The organism is Enterococcus sp. DA9 (assembly GCF_008000875.1).
Classification (GTDB): domain Bacteria; phylum Bacillota; class Bacilli; order Lactobacillales; family Enterococcaceae; genus Enterococcus_B; species Enterococcus_B lactis.
The window spans coordinates 1,939,384-1,957,518 of the sequence record NZ_CP042839.1 but is presented as its reverse complement, the minus strand read 5'-3'; the positions used below and the strand labels follow the sequence as shown (position 1 = coordinate 1,957,518).

Genomic DNA, 18,135 nt, shown 5'->3' with positions numbered 1-18,135 from the left:
GCTATTATCCTAATTGACATAAGACGATATGGGAGATGATACGGTGGTCACATTTAGCATGCTTTTATTTTGGATTCCAGTCTGTATTGGTATCAGCTCTTTTTTTTACTTCACTAAACGTTCTAGAAAAACAGTTATATTAATGCTTTCTTTTCTTCCTACAGCAATTTTTATCATAAAAATAGTGAAATATACATTTTATCAATCGCTTTCAGCATTATTTTTTTACGTAGTTGGGTTGTTTTTATCACTTATTCTTTTCATCATTGTTTTGCGATATCTTTATAAGAATGATTAATTATTATACATCGAAATGATTCTTGTTATCCTGAATGCTATTTTTTTAGATTTCAATTTTTTATAAATATTTTAGGTCTTGCTCTTATCTTATTTTCTAGCAATATTATAAAATTGATTGGTAACTTTCTAAAAGACGATCACTAGTTGATTGTCTTTTTTTCTGAATGTCTATGTAACTAAAAAATAAAAAAGAAGCTGTTTATCTTTTCACCTAGCGATAGTCGCTAAACTTTCCTTACCTTATTTTCTCTTCAGCAAAAAAATGGATAGAAACAAAAGTATCATGTATAATTAAATTAAAATTAAAATAATTAGAGAAGGTGAAATTATGGATGAATTCCAAATGATAAAAAGTACTCTTATGTCTATAAAAGAATATGTATCGATGATAAGTAGCTTTCCTAATGAAAGTGATAGAAACAGTGTAATAAGACAGTTTAATATTCAGTTTATAGGAAAAGAATGTAAAAAAGTTATTTCTATAGAGATTGCTAATTATTTAAAATTAGAAAATAGTATATTTAACAAATATATTCAAGAAATTGCCAAAGAACTCCACATCAAATTAGAAGGACTCCATAAGGTAAATTCTGCTACTTCGGAAGCTGATGCGTATTATATCTATCTTTGACAATAAGTAATTGATGTGTTTTAAATATGCGTAACTCCGATGTTTATAAATTAATAGACAGCAACGGAAATAGTAAAAACATACTAGGAAACAAGGATGTGAATTTCAACTCTTCATAATTGTTCTTACTATTTTTCAACCGTTGCTGTCTATCGCATTTCATCATTCTTTCAATCCGAATTAATTAGGGTACTTTATCGGCATATCTAGTATTAAACCGTCTATACCATGACTACTAGCGTAACATCTGTCTTTTTTTTCATTCCGCTCCCTCCCATTGACGAGCATCATTTTATATAGAAATCCAAGCTTACGAATAACCTCACTTGCAATAGCAACACCCTGACTTGCCACTTTATATACTTCTTCTGTAGAAACTCCGTATTCTTTTTCAAATGTTGCCTTCAGTACGTTCGATTCTTGTTTACTCGATTTATTCATTGCCGTTTTTCCAATTCTCATTAATCAATAACATTTTAAGTCGATTTTCTGAACTTATGTATCAATGATCATATAGCTTGAAACCGTTCTTATTATACTGTAGTAATCTACGTATCTAAGCAACCCTTCATTTTTGTATAAGTCTTTTATTACCGATCCCCCCCTTCAATCTCATTTTTTTCTCATAATCAATGAATAATGATAAGATAAATATATTGCAAAAGAGAAAAAATAAAGGGGATATAACTTTGTTATTTATTAGTAAAATTTTATTCTGGGTTACTTGTGCATATAAAATTATTGTTCTACATTGTTTAAAAACATGGCGTAAAAAAGATTGTTTACTGATCGTCTCATCCCTCCCATTTATCTATTTCATGATTCAGATTTGGGATGATTCAGATACTGATCCCCTTTTTTTATCCAATTATTTAGTTGGTTTAGTATTTTCGATAGTATTTTTTATTTGCATACTAATTTATCTGAATACAAAAAATTAAGTTTTCCAGCTCTTAGGGCTGGCTTTTTTTGTTTCTAGTCTATTTTTTCTGAAAAAGTTACTTGAATAAATACACTTTTTGAGAGATTATAGCCAAACTATTTTTTAAAACAGCTAAGAATTTTGCGCTAACTTAAGCGACATCACTCAGTTTATACATGGATTCTTTTGACTAATCCAAAGTTGTTTCCGACTAATCCTCTGATTCCATGGCATCCAAAACATGATTAGATGGACACCTATTCTCATATTACAAATAAAATGAGAATTGAAATGGTAGATATCATGGAGAATTTTACCAACAAAAAAACCACCGGTGACATTCCGGTGGCAAACCCATGTAAATATGGTATTTTTTCAGTATTGTCAAATAGACCTCTTACTACTTCTTACTTTCTTCTTCGTCCATTTTCAGAACGGCCATGAAGGCTTCTTGCGGAACTTCGACGGAGCCGATTTGTTTCATCCGCTTCTTCCCTTCTTTTTGTTTCTCTAAGAGTTTACGTTTACGAGAAACATCTCCACCATAACATTTAGCCAAGACGTTTTTACGCAAGGCCTTGATGTCTGAACGGGCAACGATTTTTTGTCCAATAGCTGCTTGGATTGGCACCTCAAATTGTTGGCGTGGGATTAGTTTTTTCAGTTTTTCAACGATTGCTTTTCCACGTTCATAGGCAAAGTCTCGGTGAACGATAAAGCTTAATGCATCGACTTTTTCTCCATTCAGCAAGATGTCCATCTTCACTAACTTGCTTTTTTGATAACCAGACATTTCATAATCCAATGAGGCATAGCCTTTTGTACTTGATTTCAATTTGTCAAAAAAGTCAAAGACGATTTCAGAAAGCGGAATATTATAGACGACATTTACTCGGTAATCGTCTAAATAATCCATCGTAATGAATTCTCCACGTTTTCGTTGAGAAAGTTCCATGACTGCACCGACAAAATCATTGGGCACCATAATCTGTGCTTTGACAAATGGTTCTTCTACATCTTGGATCGTTACAGGTTCAGGAAAATCTGCCGGGTTATCAACTGTAGCAGTCGTACCATCTGTTTTATTAACATGGTAAATAACGGATGGTGCAGTCGTAATCAATTCTAGATTGAATTCTCGTTCCAAACGTTCTTGGACGACATCCATATGAAGAAGTCCTAAGAATCCGCAGCGGAACCCAAATCCCAATGCTTGAGAAGTTTCTGGTTCGAATTGTAAAGCAGCATCGTTCAATTGCAGTTTTTCTAAAGCTTCCCGCAAATCGTTGTAACGAGAAGTATCAATTGGATAAAGACCACAATAAACCATCGGATTCATTTTTCGGTAACCTGGTAAAGCTTCAGCGGCAGGATTGTCTGCTAATGTTACTGTATCCCCTACTCGAGTATCTTGGACAGTTTTGATACTTGCTGTGATATAACCAACATCACCGACCATCAAAAAGTCTCTAGCAACTGCTTTTGGCGAGAAGACCCCGACTTCTGTAACATCAAATGTTTTGCCATTACTCATCAGTTTGATTTTATCTCCGGGTTTGACCATACCGTCCGTGATCCGGACATTTAGAACAACACCGCGGTAACTATCATAAATAGAATCAAAGATCAAAGCTTTTAGCGGTGCATCTAAGTCTCCACTTGGTGCTGGAACATATTCCACAATCTGCTCGAGAATATCTTCAATTCCAATCCCTGCTTTTGCACTAGCTAATACAGCTTCACTAGCATCGATTCCGATTACGTCTTCGATTTCTTGACGGACACGTTCGGGATCTGCTGCGGGTAGGTCGATTTTATTGATGACTGGCAGGATCTCCAAATCATTGTCTAACGCTAAATAAACATTGGCCAATGTTTGTGCTTCGATTCCTTGGGCTGCATCAACCACTAAAACGGCGCCTTCACAGGCAGCAAGGCTTCGAGAGACTTCATAGGTGAAGTCGACGTGCCCTGGAGTGTCAATCAAGTGAAAGATATATGTTTCTCCGTTTTTCGCTGTGTAATTGAGTTCTACAGCATTTAATTTGATCGTGATTCCACGTTCACGTTCCAAATCCATCGAGTCTAACAGCTGATCTTGCATTTCGCGAGACGTCACAGTGTGCGTCATTTCTAAAATACGATCGGCCAATGTAGATTTTCCATGGTCGATATGAGCAATGATCGAAAAATTACGAATCTGCTCTTGGCGTTCTTTCATTTTCTTTATATCCATAGCGTCTCCTCTTTTCATATAATCAGCACTTTCCATTATACCAACGAAAAGCAGTAATTTAAAGACTTTTTAATTAGTCAGCTTTAGAAGTTTTTTTGGTAGAATTTTGCTATACTGTTATCAAGCTAATAAATGGAGATGAAAAAATGGATCAAAAAGATTTTAGAGAAAATCTTGAATTAAAACCAGTCACTCAAGAACATATCGATCAGTTCAACGAATTACTTTCCTATGTGTTCCAAGTGACTGAAGCAGATATCGAGGAAAGCGGGTTTGAGAATAAACGAGCTTTTATCCGTTCCAAAAGACCGATTTTAGAAGTATCAAAAGTGTTCGGGTGGTTTCATGAAAACAAATTAATCTCTCAAATCGCTATCTATCCTTGTGAAGTCAATATTCACGGTGCACGTTATAAAATGGGAGGCGTGACTGGAGTTGGAACTTATCCAGAATATGCGAACCACGGATTGATGCAAGATTTAATCATCGTTGCATTGGATAATATGCGCAAGAACAAGCAATGGATCTCTTATTTGTATCCTTACAGTATCCCCTATTATCGGCGCAAAGGATGGGAGATTATGTCTGATAAACTTTCCTTTAAAATCAGAGATACACAGCTACCTAAACAAGTCCCAGTAAGTGGGATGGTTGAACGATTACCAGTTGATCATCCAGATGTATTTGCCGTTTATGACAAATTTGCCCAACGAAACCATGGTGCTTTATTCCGCAGTAATTTTCATTGGGAAGAATATTGGCGTTTCGAAAATGAAGATGAGCGCACAGCCGCTGTCTACTACGATAGCAATCATGAACCAAGAGGTGTTCTATTCTACTGGGTAGCTGAAGAAATATTTCACGTAAAAGAAATGTTCTATCTTGATCAAGAAGCTCGAAATGGCTTATGGAACTTTATTTCCGCACATTTTTCCATGATTTACTGGGTACATGGAGATATTTACAAAAATGAACCCTTAGCTTTTTTGATTGAAGACAGTCAGATCAAAGAGCAGATCGAACCATATTTTATGGCTCGGATCGTTGATGTAAAAGAATTCCTACAACATTTTCCGTTTGTTGGAACAGCTGATGCTTTTCATTTCATCATTGAAGATCCTGTCGCTCCTTGGAATAATGGCATCTTCGCCTTAACATGGGATGAACAAGGACAAGTCCGTGTCTTGAATGAACCTATAGGAAAACCTGTTCGATTGAATATCCAAACATTGACATGCTTGATGATGAATTATCGACGTGCTTCTTATTTGGCAAGAATCGAACGGTTAGAAACAGATGAAGAAACACTGAAGTCACTAGAGCGTATTATTCCAAATATGGAAGCTTACTTTAGCGATTATTTTTAATAAAAAGGATGATGTTTAGATGAAAATTTATTTTGCCGCACCAATGTTTGCTAAAAGTGATTTGTTATGTAACGAGCAGATAGTTAAAGAAGTCAGAGCGATCTCTTCTAAACTTTCAATTTATCTTCCTCAAGAAAATGAAGCAATCAATGACAAAACTGCTTATGCAGACAGTCGGATGATTGCTCTTGCAGATACAGAAAAAGTGCTGGAAAGCGATTTGATGATCGCTTTATTAGATGGATTGACGATTGATGCTGGCGTAGCATCAGAAATCGGTGTGGCTTATGCGAAAGGTATCCCAGTGATTGGCTTGTATACTGATACCCGGCAGCAAGGCGGAGCCCACCCGAAAAAAATCGCTGCGCTACAGGAAACAGCTGAGAATCAATTTCACTATCTGAACTTATATACAGTAGGACTGATCAAATTGAACGGAAAAGTGGTTTCTTCAGAGACTGAGTTGCTTTCAGAAGTAAAAAGATTTTTAGATGGAGGGACTTTCAGTGATTAAAGAAATCAAAAAGGTTCAAATAGCTTTACTTGCTTTTGGTGTATTCGTTGTCTGTTATAATTTTTATGAATTTATCACCCAAAAGTATTCGACTTCTCAAGGAATCACATTTATCGTGGAATCTTTATTAGGGATTGCATTGATTTTCATGCCACAAGTCATTTTGACAGTTTTCAAACTTAAAATTCCAGCAGCAATCGTTTTGTTTTACTGGTTTTTCTTATTTATCTCTGTCTTTTTAGGTACAGGGATGCATTTGATTAGTATCATCTCTTTTTGGGACAAAATCTTACATGCAGTGAGTCCAATGGTTCTGACAGCTCTTGGCTATGGATTGATTGGTTACTTGATGAAAGATGCGGAGATATCAAAAACCAGTCCTTGGTTGTTCCTCTTATTCGGCTTTGCGTTTGCTGGACTTTGCGGCGTGTTTTGGGAGTTCTGGGAATTCTTATGCGACCAGTTCTTAGGCATGAATCTTCAACGTTTTGCTGCTTCTGATGGCACACTGTTTGTTGGACGAGCAGCATTGATGGATACGATGGGCGACTTGCTGACAAATACGATAGGGGCTGCCTTGATGGGATTGTTTGCTTGGTCTCAAAGTAAAAAAGATGAGCGTTACTTTGAAAGTTATAAATTAGAAAAAGTGAAAAATACTTAATAACAAAGGTCGTGACAGAAGTGGACAGCTCAAAAAATTTCGGCTTATATCCGAAAAAGCTACTTCTGGAACACTGTTTATTTGAAAAAAAGGAGGTCTGACAGTAGTTGTGTCAGACCCCTTTTTTCTTTTATAGTCTCAATGGAAGATTAGACGATTTCTTCTAGCTCTTCTGTTTTGAAATGAAGTTGTCCATCAAGTAAAGTAATCGTTACTTTTGATTTAGGCATAACATGTCCTGCAACGATTTCTTTAGCTAATGGTGTTTCTACTTCCTTAGTGATAAATCGTTTCAATGGTCTGGCACCATATGCTGGTTCATAAGCATTTTCAGCGATCCACGTTTTGGCTTCATCACTGATTGTTAGTAGGATTTCTTGATGTTCCAGACGTTGTGCCAATTGCGCCACCATTTTGTCAACGATTCCTTTCACGTTGTCTAGGCTCAATGGTGTAAATAAAATCGTGTCGTCGATTCGGTTCAAGAATTCTGGTTTGAAGTTTCCACGTAATAGCGTGTTGACTTGTTCAGCCACTGCTTCTGGAATCGTTCCATCAGCAGTCACACCTTCCAACAGTAACTGTGAACCGATATTGCTAGTCATGATCAGAACCGTGTTTTTGAAATCAACTACTCGCCCTTTTGAATCGGTTAGGCGTCCGTCATCTAGGACTTGTAACAAGATATTGAAGACATCGGGATGCGCTTTTTCGATTTCATCCAACAAGACGATTGTATAAGGATTTCGTCTGACAGCTTCCGTTAATTGTCCACCTTCTTCGTAACCTACATAGCCTGGAGGAGCTCCGACTAGACGAGACACAGCATGTTTTTCCATATATTCACTCATATCGATCCGTACCATATGATCTTCTGAGTCAAACAAGTTCTCAGCTAAAGCTTTCGCTAATTCGGTTTTTCCGACACCAGTTGGTCCTAGGAAAAGGAAAGAACCTAGAGGACGATTTGGGTCTTGCAATCCAGCCCGTGAACGAATCACCGCGTCACTGACCGCATCAACTGCTTCATCTTGACCAATCACTCGTTTGTGAAGCGTTTCATTCAATTTAATCAGTTTTTCTCGTTCGCCTTCTACAAGTTTCGTTACGGGGATACCCGTTAATCTGCCAACGACTTGAGCAATTTCATTTTCGGTAACGGACTCTTGAACCATCTTGATCTCGCTGTCTTTTGCTTTGGTTTCTAGTTCCTTCAATTCTTTTTCTAATTGAGGTATCGTACCATGGCGCAATACAGCAGCGCGTTCCAGATCATAATTATTTTCTGCATCTTCTAATTCGTGTTTTGCTTTATCGATTTCAGCACGTTTTGCTGAAACAGAATTGACCTCTTCTTTTTCTGTTTCCCACTGCATCTTCATTGCATTTGCTTCTTCACGAAGTTCAGCTAATTCTTCTTGCAAATTTTTCAGTCGTTTTTTACTTGCATCATCTGATTCTTTTTTCAGTGCAGCTTCTTCGATTTCCAACTGCATCAAACGTCTGGTCACTTGATCTAATTCCGTTGGCATAGAGTTCATTTCTACCCGAATCGTTGCACTGGCTTCATCGATCAAATCGATTGCTTTGTCTGGTAAGAATCGATCAGTAATATAACGGTCAGATAAAGTAGCTGCTGCGACCAGTGCGTTGTCATGGATGTTAACACCATGGTGGATCTCAAAACGTTCTTTTAATCCACGCAGAATACTGATCGTATCTTCCACTGTTGGTTCTTTGACTAATACCTTTTGAAAGCGACGTTCCAACGCTTTGTCTTTTTCCATATATTGACGGTATTCATCTAAAGTTGTGGCACCGATCAAATGTAATTCACCGCGAGCAAGCATTGGTTTCAACAGATTTCCGGCATCCATACTTCCTTCTGTTTTTCCTGCTCCTACGATATTGTGAATTTCATCAATGAACAAGAGGATCCGCCCATCACTTTTTTTGACTTCTTTCAAGACCGCTTTTAGTCTTTCTTCAAATTCACCGCGGAATTTTGCTCCAGCGATCAATGCACCCATATCTAATGAAAAAATTGTTTTATCTTTTAAATTTTCAGGCACATCTTTGCGTACGATACGTTGAGCAAGTCCTTCAACGATCGCCGTTTTACCTACACCTGGTTCTCCTATCAGAACAGGATTATTTTTTGTTTTTCGTGAAAGAATACGGATGACATCACGGATTTCTTCATCACGACCGATGATTGGATCCATTTTTCCACTTTTGACTTGCTGTACTAAATCAACGCCGTATTTTTCTAATGCTTTGTATTGTTCTTCTTGGTTTTGCGAGGTCACCCTTTCTCCTCCTCTCATCTCTTCGATGTTTTTACGCAATTCTTTTTCAGATAATCCGTTTTTATTCAAATAAACAGTTAACGGATAATTTTTTAATTTCATCAACGCTAAAATAACGACTTCCGTTGAAAGAAACTCGTCGCCGAAGCTTTCACGTATTTGGTCTGCTTCATTCAATAATCGAAAGAAATTCTGGCTGAGGTTTTGTCCATATTGGACGTTTCCACCAGAAACAACTGGATACTCATCCAGTAGACGATCGATTTCATGTTCAAAAGATTCGACATCCAATCCGGCATCCGTATAGAAATTTCGACCAAAATGATTAGGTTGTAAAAAGATTTTCCATACATGGGCAATGTCGATATCTTGGTGTTTTCGAGTGACCGCAATCTGTTGAGCTTCAGCAATCGCTTCTTGAAGCGTCGTAGTCATTTTCTCAATATTCATACAGGTATACCTCCTAATTAAAGGTAAGATCACTTATTTCTTTGATCTTTACACAAACTATTATATCTCTTTGGTCAATTTTGGTCAAAATATACACATGTTTTTTTGACTTTTTTTCTCGTCTTATATAAATCTTAAAAAAACAAAATTGATTGTATACATATAAAAAAAGAGCAAAACAAACGTAAAATTATCTTACCCATAACGTTTTTCTTTGATTTGATAAAAAGGGTAGATCTTATAAAAGACCTACCCTTGATTTTCTTTATTCTCTTTTTTTACTTCTATTATTTCTTCTTTGATCACTCTTCGCCGTTCAGCAATCACATACACAAATCCATAGAGAAATGGCAAGATAAAGGAACTGAAACGATACAACAAAAGCGAAGAAACTGCGTCAACTGTTCCGACAACTGGTCTAAACAATAACAAGTAGACAAATTCAATGGAGCCAATACCAGCTGGCGTAGGAATAACCCCTGAAAGCACTACTGCAAAGCTGATAAACGAAATGGTCAGTAGAAAATCTATTTTAGGATGGTTTTCAATCAGAATCAAATAGGTAAGTACATACCAAAATACAAGTTTCAACATATTCCATAGATAAATACGCAATAACGCAGTCCTGTCTTGGATAATGGTTTGGACCGTTTCCCTTAAAGAGTAGATCTGCTGATTACATGTATCCACCCATTTTCGCAAACGCTCACTCTTAAATAACTTATTCGATAAGCTGACAAAAAATATTTGGACATTCAGACTGATGGACATTACCAATAAAAAGGCAACAATCACGATCGTCAAAAGAATTCCAGCAATAATAAACCAGATCATTGACGGACTATTAGAATAAAAAAGAGAGAATTGGATGAGCAAGCCAGCTAACGCATAGGTAATCACTGCAAGTTTGTACATGATCATATGGAGTGCTGTCACTCCTGCTCCCTGAGACAGTTTCATTCCTTTTTTATTATAAAAATAAATTTCCGAGATCAATGTTCCTGTACCAAACGAAACGATTCGGTAAAACGCAATATAGCTAGAGGTCAAGAACCCATCTTTCGTTGTAAAATTCGGCGCGAAAGGTTCAGCAATTTCTTTGATTGAGCGCCCTTCAGCGATTTGGTAAACTGTCCCTAATATAACAGTGGCTGCCAAAACGACAACACTGGTAGACATTAATTTGGCAAAGATATCTGCAAATGATTGATTGATTAAATAATAAATAATAGCAAAAATCGCAATCAGCAAAAGCAGATTCAGAATGATTTTAATTTTCGTTCCTTTAGATGACATCTCCTGCTCCTTAATGGAAAAAATAAATGAGAATCAAATCAACAAGCACACCCGCAGTGAATCCTACGGTAAACTTTTTTTTCCTTGTTTTATGATGAAAAACTTTCCGAGAAATCAATCCTCCCAAACCACCGCCTAACAGACTGACAAATATCAAGTTATTTTCAGGTACACGCCAGCCGCCATTTCGAGCCTGATGTTTATCATATCCCATCAGACAAAATAAATAAAAATTTACAATGAATAGATAAAACCACAAAGGATTGTGCAACAATACATCCATTATTCTTCTTCCAACTTTCTATTAACTACTATTTCTAAGCTTGTTCTTCTTTTTTTGGTGAATAAACTGCTAATCCTTTTGATACAACAGATAATTCAACTGGAAGATCATCTGTCGTGTCTCCATCTGTCCGAGTGCCAACAGATTTTTCCTTTGCTTTGATTTTCATGCGTTTGGCTGTGAAATAAGTGATGCCAGGTATCGTATAGAATTTTCCTCTCATGATTCTAGGCAAATAAAAAATAAATCGGAAAATATCTAAGGAAGGTACGATCGTTACATGGAATTTTCCATCATCTGGGGTCGCTGAATCGTCGAAATTTGTAAAGCCGCCCACGGAGTTAGACATCGTGACTGTCAATAACTGAGATTTTCCTTTCCAATGCTCCTCGTCTGTTTCTAAATCCAAATGATATTTTTTCTTCTTCAGCAATAACTTAAAGAATTTCTTGATAAAAATCCACGAGCCATAACGCTGTTTTTCTTCTTGACTGATCCAAACTGCTGTATCGGCTAAGATACCGATTGTCAGTGTAGAGATAATGACTGCATCATTGACTTGGCCATAGTCTATTTTTCGGACATTTCCTTCTAGAATCACGTCAGCAGCCTCTTCTTTCTTCAATGGAATCTCAAGGACACGTGCGAGATTATTGACTGTTCCACCTGGAAGTAATCCGATATGATACTGAGATAACGTTTGCTGGAACGTTTGGACGATATGATGGATCGTTCCGTCCCCTCCTATGATCACTAGAGTATCGGCTCCTATAGCTTCTGCTTTCTTGACTAAATCCGCATGGTCAATCGACGGGCCAGTTTCAGCTAAATCTACAAATAATTCTGGTTGCTTTTCTTTTACATAATCTTGAAACCAGCGTGCTAATTTCTCCCCCTCATCTTTCCCTGAACTTTTGTTATAAAAAACTAGCAGCTTTTTCATTCTTTACCTCCTATTTACTCTTCAAAAAAGAGGGCGGGACAATCCATTCCATTGTCCTGCCCTTTAGCCTTAGACAGATGACATTCCATCATCGGACGAACGCCTTGTCATAAGCTGTTCCTTTTCGATTTTAACTCTTTGTGTTCAATTCTGCAATTTTAACAATCACATCTGTTGCTTTTTCCATTACTTGTAAAGAAACAAATTCGAATCGACCGTGCATATTTTCTCCTCCGGCAAATAGATTTGGCGTCGGAATACCCATGTAAGAGATTTTTGAACCATCTGTTCCTCCGCGGACTGGTTCGATCACTGGAGAGATCCCAAGCTCGATCATTGCTTGTTTCGCTAATTCCACGATGCTCATATCTTTTTCGATGATTTCTTTCATGTTGTAATATTGATCATACATATCTACTTTGATTCGTTCTTGATCAAATCGTTGATTCAATTCTTCTTGGATATGTGTGATTTGTGCTTTGCGTGCTTCGAATTTTTCACGATCATGATCGCGAATGATATAACTCATAGAAGCTTCTTCAGGATTCCCATTCAATGCCATCAAATGGAAGAAACCTTCGTATCCTTCTGTTTTTTCTGGAACTTCATCGGCTGGAAGCTGATTATGAAAATCAATGGCCAGCTGTAAAGCATTGATCATCGTATCTTTTGCCGTCCCTGGATGTACATTTTTCCCTTGGATCGTGATATTTGCTTGAGCAGCGCTGAATGTTTCATACTGCAATTCACCTAAAGGACCGCCGTCGACTGTATAAGCAAAATCCACATTGAATTGCTCAACATCGAATTTATCCGCTCCGACACCGATTTCTTCATCAGGTCCAAAAGCTACTTTGATGGTACCATGAGGGATAGAAGGATTATTGATCAAGATCTCCATTGCAGTCATGATTTCCGCAATCCCTGATTTGTCATCTGCTCCCAGTAAAGTACTGCCATCTGTAGTGATCAACGTGTGGCCTTCATAATTTTTCAAATTTGGGAAATCTTTTGTATTCAACGTGTAACGTTCTTCCGCATCTAGTACGATCGTAGACTCTCCATCATAGTTTTCAATGATTTGTGGATTGACTCCTACTGCATTAAAGTCTGCTGTATCCATGTGGGAAATAAATCCAATGGAACGCACTTCATGATCGACATTGCTTGGTAATGTTCCCATAACGAATCCATTGTCTTCATTATAGAAAACATCTGATAAACCTAACTCTTCTAATTCTTTTTTCAATTCTTGTGCAAAAGCAACTTGTGTCTGAGTCGATGGGGTCGTTTTGCTTGTTGCATCGGAGCGTGTTTCTGTTTTGACATACCGTAAAAAACGTGGCAAAAGATTTTCGTACATAGTATTCTCTCCTTTAATTAAATTGAAATGGGTTTGTATTCGTTTCAGAAACGAAAAAGTCAATATCCCAATTTTCTTCTTGTTTCCAAGTCTCAAATTTCTCGATGAACCGTTCCTTACATAACGATTCAATATAATGTCCGGGATCAATTGCAATCAACCCGGCGCTTTGCATATCATGAGCCGTATGATAATAGATGTCTCCGGTGATATAGACGTCTGCTCTTTGAGCGATTGCTTGCGGATAAAATTTTTCGCCGCTTCCACCGCAAATCGCAATACGCTTGATGGATGATTTTGTTTTTTGAGGCTGAACGATTCTCAGTCCTTCTAATTGGAAAACTTTTTTTACTTGTTCCACAAATGTTTCTAAGGGGATTTCTTGCGGTAATTCACCTATTCGACCTAGCCCAAACTTTTCGACTGGTTCATCAATTGCGAAAAGATCGTACGCAGGTTCTTCATAAGGATGAACCGATTGCATGGCATCAATCACTTGTTTTTCGATTGTTTCGGGCAAAATAACCTCGACTTTTGCTTCTTGGACTTGTTCTGCCTTCCCTACTTTCCCAATCGCTGGTTGTGCACCAACATTCGGAGTAAATCGACCGTGTCCAATCGAGGTAAAACTTGTACCGGTATAATCGCCTTGCGTACCAGCACCAGCTGCAGCTAATGCTTCCCGCATTTTCTGTGCATGATCCACAGGTACATAAACCGCCAGTTTTTTATAATGGATTTCATGAGTCTTCACTAAATAACTCTCCACTTCAATACCAAGCAGTTCGCAAAACCAGTCATTCAGTCCGTCCCAAATAATATCCATATTCGTGTGTGCCGCATAAACGGCAATATCATGTTTCAACAGATCTGCATACATTTTTTCTTGCGGCTGATCAGTAGTCAGCCGTTTTACAGGGCGAAAGATTGGGGGATGTTTAGCAATCAGCAGATCGATTTTTTTCTCGATTGCTTCTTCGACCACTTCTGGGCGAACATCTAATGTCATCATTACCCGTTGAATCGGTTTATCTAATGTTCCAATATGCAGTCCGACTGGGTCTCCTTCTTCAGCTAGCCATTGAGGACAATAGCTCTCAAACTTTTGGATGAAGGTACGTCCGCTTATTGTCATATCTCTAAAACCTCCTCAATCATTTGGATTTCCTGTTCGATTTGTTTTTGACGTGCCTCTTGATTAGCTGCTTGTTTGAGCTGTTCACGGATAGCTTTTCTTTGTTGAAGCTCTCTTGTCCATTTTGATTTGAAGATCTCACTTTTCTCTTCGAGCAGAAATGGTCCGAACATCAGCTCCATTTCGTTGTAAGTAACTGGTTTTTGTTCTTTTTCGGCTACAATAATTTCATATATTTTTTGTTTTCTTCAAGTATTTTTTCTGATTGGATTTTGTATTGATTTTCTTGCAGCCATGATCGTAACGTACGCTCTCCGATATTTGGCTGAAGGATCAAACGTTCTTGTCCACTTAGGCGTTGATGCAACTTGCCAGCTTCTAGGATCTCTCGGATCAGCGAACCTCCCATACCCGCGATCGTGACAGCCGTTATAGCATCTTGCGGTTGGATCGCATCTAGACCATTTGCAAGACGTACAGTGATACGGTCTTCCAATCCATCTTTTTGGACTTGCTTACGTGCTGATTCATAAGGACCTTGAACGACTTCACCTGCAACTGCATATTTGATTTTTCCTTTTAGCATCAATGCAACAGGTAAGTATGCGTGATCTGATCCAATGTCTGCTAAACGAGCAGATTCAGGAACAAATTCACCAACTGCCGCTAAGCGCTGAGATAAATCTAAATGGTTCATAGCTTCACTCCTTCTAGGTAATTATAGCATTTTCCATATAAAATAAGGAGACTAGGAATAAAAAATTCCCAGATCTCCTTAAAAATTATACCTTTTTGTTCTATAAAACAACATTTTCTTATTTTTGAAAAATGTTGTTAATTATTTGTTCAATGAAATATCAATGATCGAATCTCCAGGCACTTGTGGTGGGATAGACATCGTCATGATCGGCATCTCAACTAATGTAAATTGGACTTTGTCACCGATTTTCAGTTCATCTATGTCCACGCTTATTTTTTCAGCAGTAGCATTCAAAATCACTCCGTCATTGCTGAATGATGTCCCCATATTCGCTGGATCTTCTTTGGCCATGACATCGACGAGTTTCAGTTGAATCGTTTCTTCTTCCGCTTCTACTTGAGTGATGCTTTCAATCGTTCCTACAAATATGCTTTGTCCCTCCGTTTTCGTACTGCTTGTTTTTATTGTTTGACCCGCATCAATCGAATCAAGAGAACCTGTGTTGCTGTCTGCACTACCGCATCCTGCTAAAATAAAAAATAGACCAACTACATATATACTAGAAAAAATAGCCCTCATAAAAAATCCTCCGTTTAAGTTTTTGCATTACTTGTTGCGGTGATTGTCTCCGGTCATTTCTGTCCATGTAAAGATTCGCTGACCTGCTTTTACTACTTGGTCAAATATCAGTTGGACTTATCAACTGTTCAACCATTGCGGCGGTTGCGACCAGTCATTTCGATTTCTTTTGTCAAATAACGTATGCGTTCCATTATGCGTTTTGCTTTCAGCGGCTCTTCATCTCCACGTTGAGTGACGGACAAATGCTGTTCCAATTCATCCATTGTGAAATTTGATGAGAAGAAGGTCGGTAGCTGTTCCTGCATCCGATATTGAAGGATGACGCCAAATACTTCATCCCGTATCCAACTGCTCATCGCGTCTGCACCAATATCGTCAATCATTAAAATGGGGGAACGCTTCACTGCATCTAGCTTTTCTGCCACTTGATCTTTTCCGATTGCCTGTTTCATCTCAACGGCAAACGTCGGAAAGTGGACTAATGTCGTGGTGAATCCAGCAATCGCTAGTTCTCTCGCTGTTGCTCCTAATAAGTATGTTTTTCCAATACCAAAACTCCCCACCAAATAAAGACCTTTATGATACCCTTTTGGATCTGCAGTATATTTCTCTACGAAATCTAGGGCTTCCAAGCTTGCATATCCTCGTCCATCTGTACGCTCAAAGTTTTCAAAAGATGCTGATTGAATATCTTTTGGCATATCCATTGCTTTTACTCGGCTTCTAATTTCTTCTTGTCTTTGCCGAGCTAACAATGCTTCTGTTGGTACATAAGTGACATCCACATAATGAAAATTCAACGTCAACTTCGGCTCGTATCCTGGAGCGATCATCGTTGGATCGTTTTTTTGATATTTACGCTTTTCTTGCACGAACTCATACAATTTGGCGTAGCTTTTTTCAATATCCGCTTGTGTCAGTTCTTCTTGGTGTGCACTTAGAAAAGCTTGAACATCCGTATCATTTAGGACGTCAGCAATCATTTCAGCATATTTTTCTTGATAATTACGTTTGCTGATGATCCTCTTCAATTCTTTGCCTACGTCTTCCATTAGATGTCACCCTCCTTTTTCGCCAGGTATTCTTTAAAACGGCGGTCAATCTCTGCTTTTTTCTCACTACTGATCTGTTTTTCATCTTTTGGCTGGTTGACCCAATCAGGAAGCTTTTCCCGCCGAACATTTCGCTTGCCGTTTGGATAATTTGTTTGCTTTTTTTGTTTTGATTGTTTTGCTTGATTGCTTATTTGCCGAATATGCTGAATCGCTTCTTCTGCTGTGGCGATTTTCTTTTGTGCCCATTCATTTGCCACTGTATTCACATAACTAGCATTTAAGCTAGCATTATTTTTGATCACCAACACATAATTCAGCAAAACATTGATCACACTGCTGGAAAGACCTGATTGAGAAACAAGGTCTTGCAGTAACCAAGTTTCTTGTTTAGAAACATATCCGCCTTTTTCTGACTTGATTGCTTCCAGATATTTCATCGGCGGAATGCTCTGTGCTTCTTTTATCAACTGAAGCGCTGCATTTGTCAAATGTTCGTTCGTCGGAGATTCATTGCTGTTTTCAGCAACAGCTACTGTTTCCTTTATTTGCTTCACTGGTCGTCTCTGCATTGCCAAAACAGCTTTTTGCAGCTCCTTCATGGATACTTTTTGTTCACTAAAATCATAAGATTGACTGATGAGTTCACCAAGAGTTAGTTCATCGAATCCATAAAGCTGATGATACATGTCGACTTGTTTGATGATTGAATCATCAAGAACAGTCATATGTTTTTTTGCCAGCCAATCATTCAAAAATTGCCAATCGAATGTCGAATCTGTTTCAAGTAATGCTACTGGCTCAGATTCTTCAAAAGATTTATTCAGTGATTCGATGTTTTCTTGATTAGCAGCGTATACTGCTTCATTGAAGCGATAAACATCTAAAAATTTTTTTGTGATTTTTTGATATCCCTCTGTTGTATGCCTTTTAGGTTCAAACAACTGGGTAAGCTTCTGGAATCGTCGTTCACCAACTTTTTCCAAAAGAAGAAATGCCAGAACAGAATCTTTGAAAAATGCTTTAGGAATGAGTGGCTCTAGCAACTCATAAATAAAACGAGGCCCCAGATCGCTATCTTCTTTAAAATAAACATCCAGTAAGCCGATTCCTTCCAGCTTTTTTCTTGCATCATAAAATTGAGGGATCCCGCAGCCTAGACTACTGAGTAAATCTGCATGCATCCCTTCAGGACCTTCACCAGATTCTTGCGAGATCTCTGATAACAGAGTGAAATAGATACTCAAGGCTTCTCCGCCGATCAGTGGCTGATAAAGATACAGCAACGCGTTCTTGCTGTCTTCCCTCAGCGGAGCTTCTTTTCTTCCTTGGTAAATATTTTTTGGTTGAAGCTCTTTCCAAGCATTTTCCAAGGAAATGCCTCCTTT

At 38.0% G+C, this 18,135-nt stretch carries 16 protein-coding genes and 1 pseudogene; 5 read left to right on the top strand and 12 right to left on the bottom strand.

Annotated features, from left to right (window positions below):
* Positions 1 to 43 precede the first annotated feature (43 nt).
* Complete coding sequence (locus FTX43_RS15255) at positions 44 to 298, top strand: hypothetical protein (protein ID WP_002306574.1); 255 nt, start codon at positions 44 to 46, stop codon at positions 296 to 298.
* A gap of 330 nt (positions 299 to 628) precedes the next feature.
* Complete coding sequence (locus FTX43_RS10315) at positions 629 to 931, top strand: hypothetical protein (protein ID WP_002313710.1); 303 nt, start codon at positions 629 to 631, stop codon at positions 929 to 931.
* A gap of 180 nt (positions 932 to 1,111) precedes the next feature.
* Here FTX43_RS10315 and FTX43_RS10310 read toward each other — a convergent pair whose 3' ends face one another.
* Together FTX43_RS10310 and lepA are read right to left on the bottom strand one after the other, a co-directional pair.
* Positions 1,112 to 1,372, bottom strand: a complete 261-nt coding sequence (locus FTX43_RS10310; RefSeq protein WP_002329257.1) for a hypothetical protein — start codon at positions 1,370 to 1,372, stop codon at positions 1,112 to 1,114.
* A gap of 881 nt (positions 1,373 to 2,253) precedes the next feature.
* The gene (gene lepA, locus FTX43_RS10295; RefSeq protein WP_002291945.1) at positions 2,254 to 4,089 is read right to left on the bottom strand and encodes a translation elongation factor 4; all 1,836 of its coding nucleotides are present in this window, start codon (positions 4,087 to 4,089) and stop codon (positions 2,254 to 2,256) included.
* Between the two features lie 146 nt (positions 4,090 to 4,235).
* Between lepA and eis the strand changes: the two genes are divergently transcribed.
* From eis to FTX43_RS10280, 3 genes are read left to right on the top strand one after another with little or no spacing between them, the layout of a single operon-like run.
* Positions 4,236 to 5,456 (top strand): enhanced intracellular survival protein Eis, encoded by a 1,221-nt coding sequence (eis, locus tag FTX43_RS10290; RefSeq protein ID WP_002291948.1) that lies wholly within the window; start codon positions 4,236 to 4,238, stop codon positions 5,454 to 5,456.
* A gap of 19 nt (positions 5,457 to 5,475) precedes the next feature.
* Positions 5,476 to 5,970, top strand: a complete 495-nt coding sequence (locus tag FTX43_RS10285) for a nucleoside 2-deoxyribosyltransferase (RefSeq protein ID WP_002313708.1) — start codon at positions 5,476 to 5,478, stop codon at positions 5,968 to 5,970.
* Complete coding sequence (locus FTX43_RS10280; protein WP_002316308.1) at positions 5,948 to 6,634, top strand: hypothetical protein; 687 nt, start codon at positions 5,948 to 5,950, stop codon at positions 6,632 to 6,634. Before FTX43_RS10285 ends, FTX43_RS10280 begins: the two co-directional genes overlap by 23 nt.
* Positions 6,635 to 6,783: 149 nt before the next feature.
* Here the strand turns inward: FTX43_RS10280 and clpB are convergent, their stop codons facing one another.
* From clpB to FTX43_RS10230, 10 genes and pseudogenes are all read right to left on the bottom strand, one after another.
* Positions 6,784 to 9,393 carry an ATP-dependent chaperone ClpB gene (clpB, locus tag FTX43_RS10275; RefSeq protein ID WP_002291951.1) on the bottom strand — a complete coding sequence of 870 codons (2,610 nt, stop codon included), beginning with the start codon at positions 9,391 to 9,393 and terminating at the stop codon, positions 6,784 to 6,786.
* Between the two features lie 249 nt (positions 9,394 to 9,642).
* Positions 9,643 to 10,689, bottom strand: a complete 1,047-nt coding sequence (locus FTX43_RS10270) for a lysylphosphatidylglycerol synthase transmembrane domain-containing protein (RefSeq protein ID WP_147607041.1) — start codon at positions 10,687 to 10,689, stop codon at positions 9,643 to 9,645.
* A gap of 10 nt (positions 10,690 to 10,699) precedes the next feature.
* Complete coding sequence (locus tag FTX43_RS10265; RefSeq protein WP_002306567.1) at positions 10,700 to 10,972, bottom strand: DUF1294 domain-containing protein; 273 nt, start codon at positions 10,970 to 10,972, stop codon at positions 10,700 to 10,702.
* A gap of 34 nt (positions 10,973 to 11,006) precedes the next feature.
* A complete protein-coding gene (locus FTX43_RS10260) occupies positions 11,007 to 11,915 on the bottom strand; it encodes a diacylglycerol kinase family protein (protein ID WP_147607040.1) in 909 nt (302 codons plus the stop codon).
* A gap of 130 nt (positions 11,916 to 12,045) precedes the next feature.
* Positions 12,046 to 13,278: a peptidase T gene (gene pepT, locus FTX43_RS10255; protein ID WP_002291957.1), complete on the bottom strand. Its 1,233-nt coding sequence runs from the start codon at positions 13,276 to 13,278 to the stop codon at positions 12,046 to 12,048.
* Between the two features lie 13 nt (positions 13,279 to 13,291).
* On the bottom strand, positions 13,292 to 14,413 hold the full coding sequence (locus FTX43_RS10250; protein WP_002313706.1) for a Nif3-like dinuclear metal center hexameric protein: 1,122 nt from the start codon (positions 14,411 to 14,413) through the stop codon (positions 13,292 to 13,294).
* Positions 14,410 to 15,110: pseudogene (locus FTX43_RS10245) on the bottom strand (tRNA (adenine(22)-N(1))-methyltransferase). The gene FTX43_RS10250 and the pseudogene FTX43_RS10245 overlap by 4 nt, the downstream one beginning before the upstream one ends.
* Before the next feature lie 141 nt (positions 15,111 to 15,251).
* Positions 15,252 to 15,692 carry a hypothetical protein gene (locus FTX43_RS10240; protein ID WP_002291962.1) on the bottom strand — a complete coding sequence of 147 codons (441 nt, stop codon included), beginning with the start codon at positions 15,690 to 15,692 and terminating at the stop codon, positions 15,252 to 15,254.
* Between the two features lie 128 nt (positions 15,693 to 15,820).
* Positions 15,821 to 16,747: a primosomal protein DnaI gene (dnaI, locus tag FTX43_RS10235; RefSeq protein WP_002306563.1), complete on the bottom strand. Its 927-nt coding sequence runs from the start codon at positions 16,745 to 16,747 to the stop codon at positions 15,821 to 15,823.
* Entirely contained in the window at positions 16,747 to 18,120 is a 1,374-nt protein-coding gene (locus tag FTX43_RS10230) for a replication initiation and membrane attachment family protein (protein WP_002291965.1), read from the bottom strand. Before FTX43_RS10230 ends, dnaI begins: the two co-directional genes overlap by 1 nt.
* Between the last annotated feature and the right edge of the window lie 15 nt (positions 18,121 to 18,135).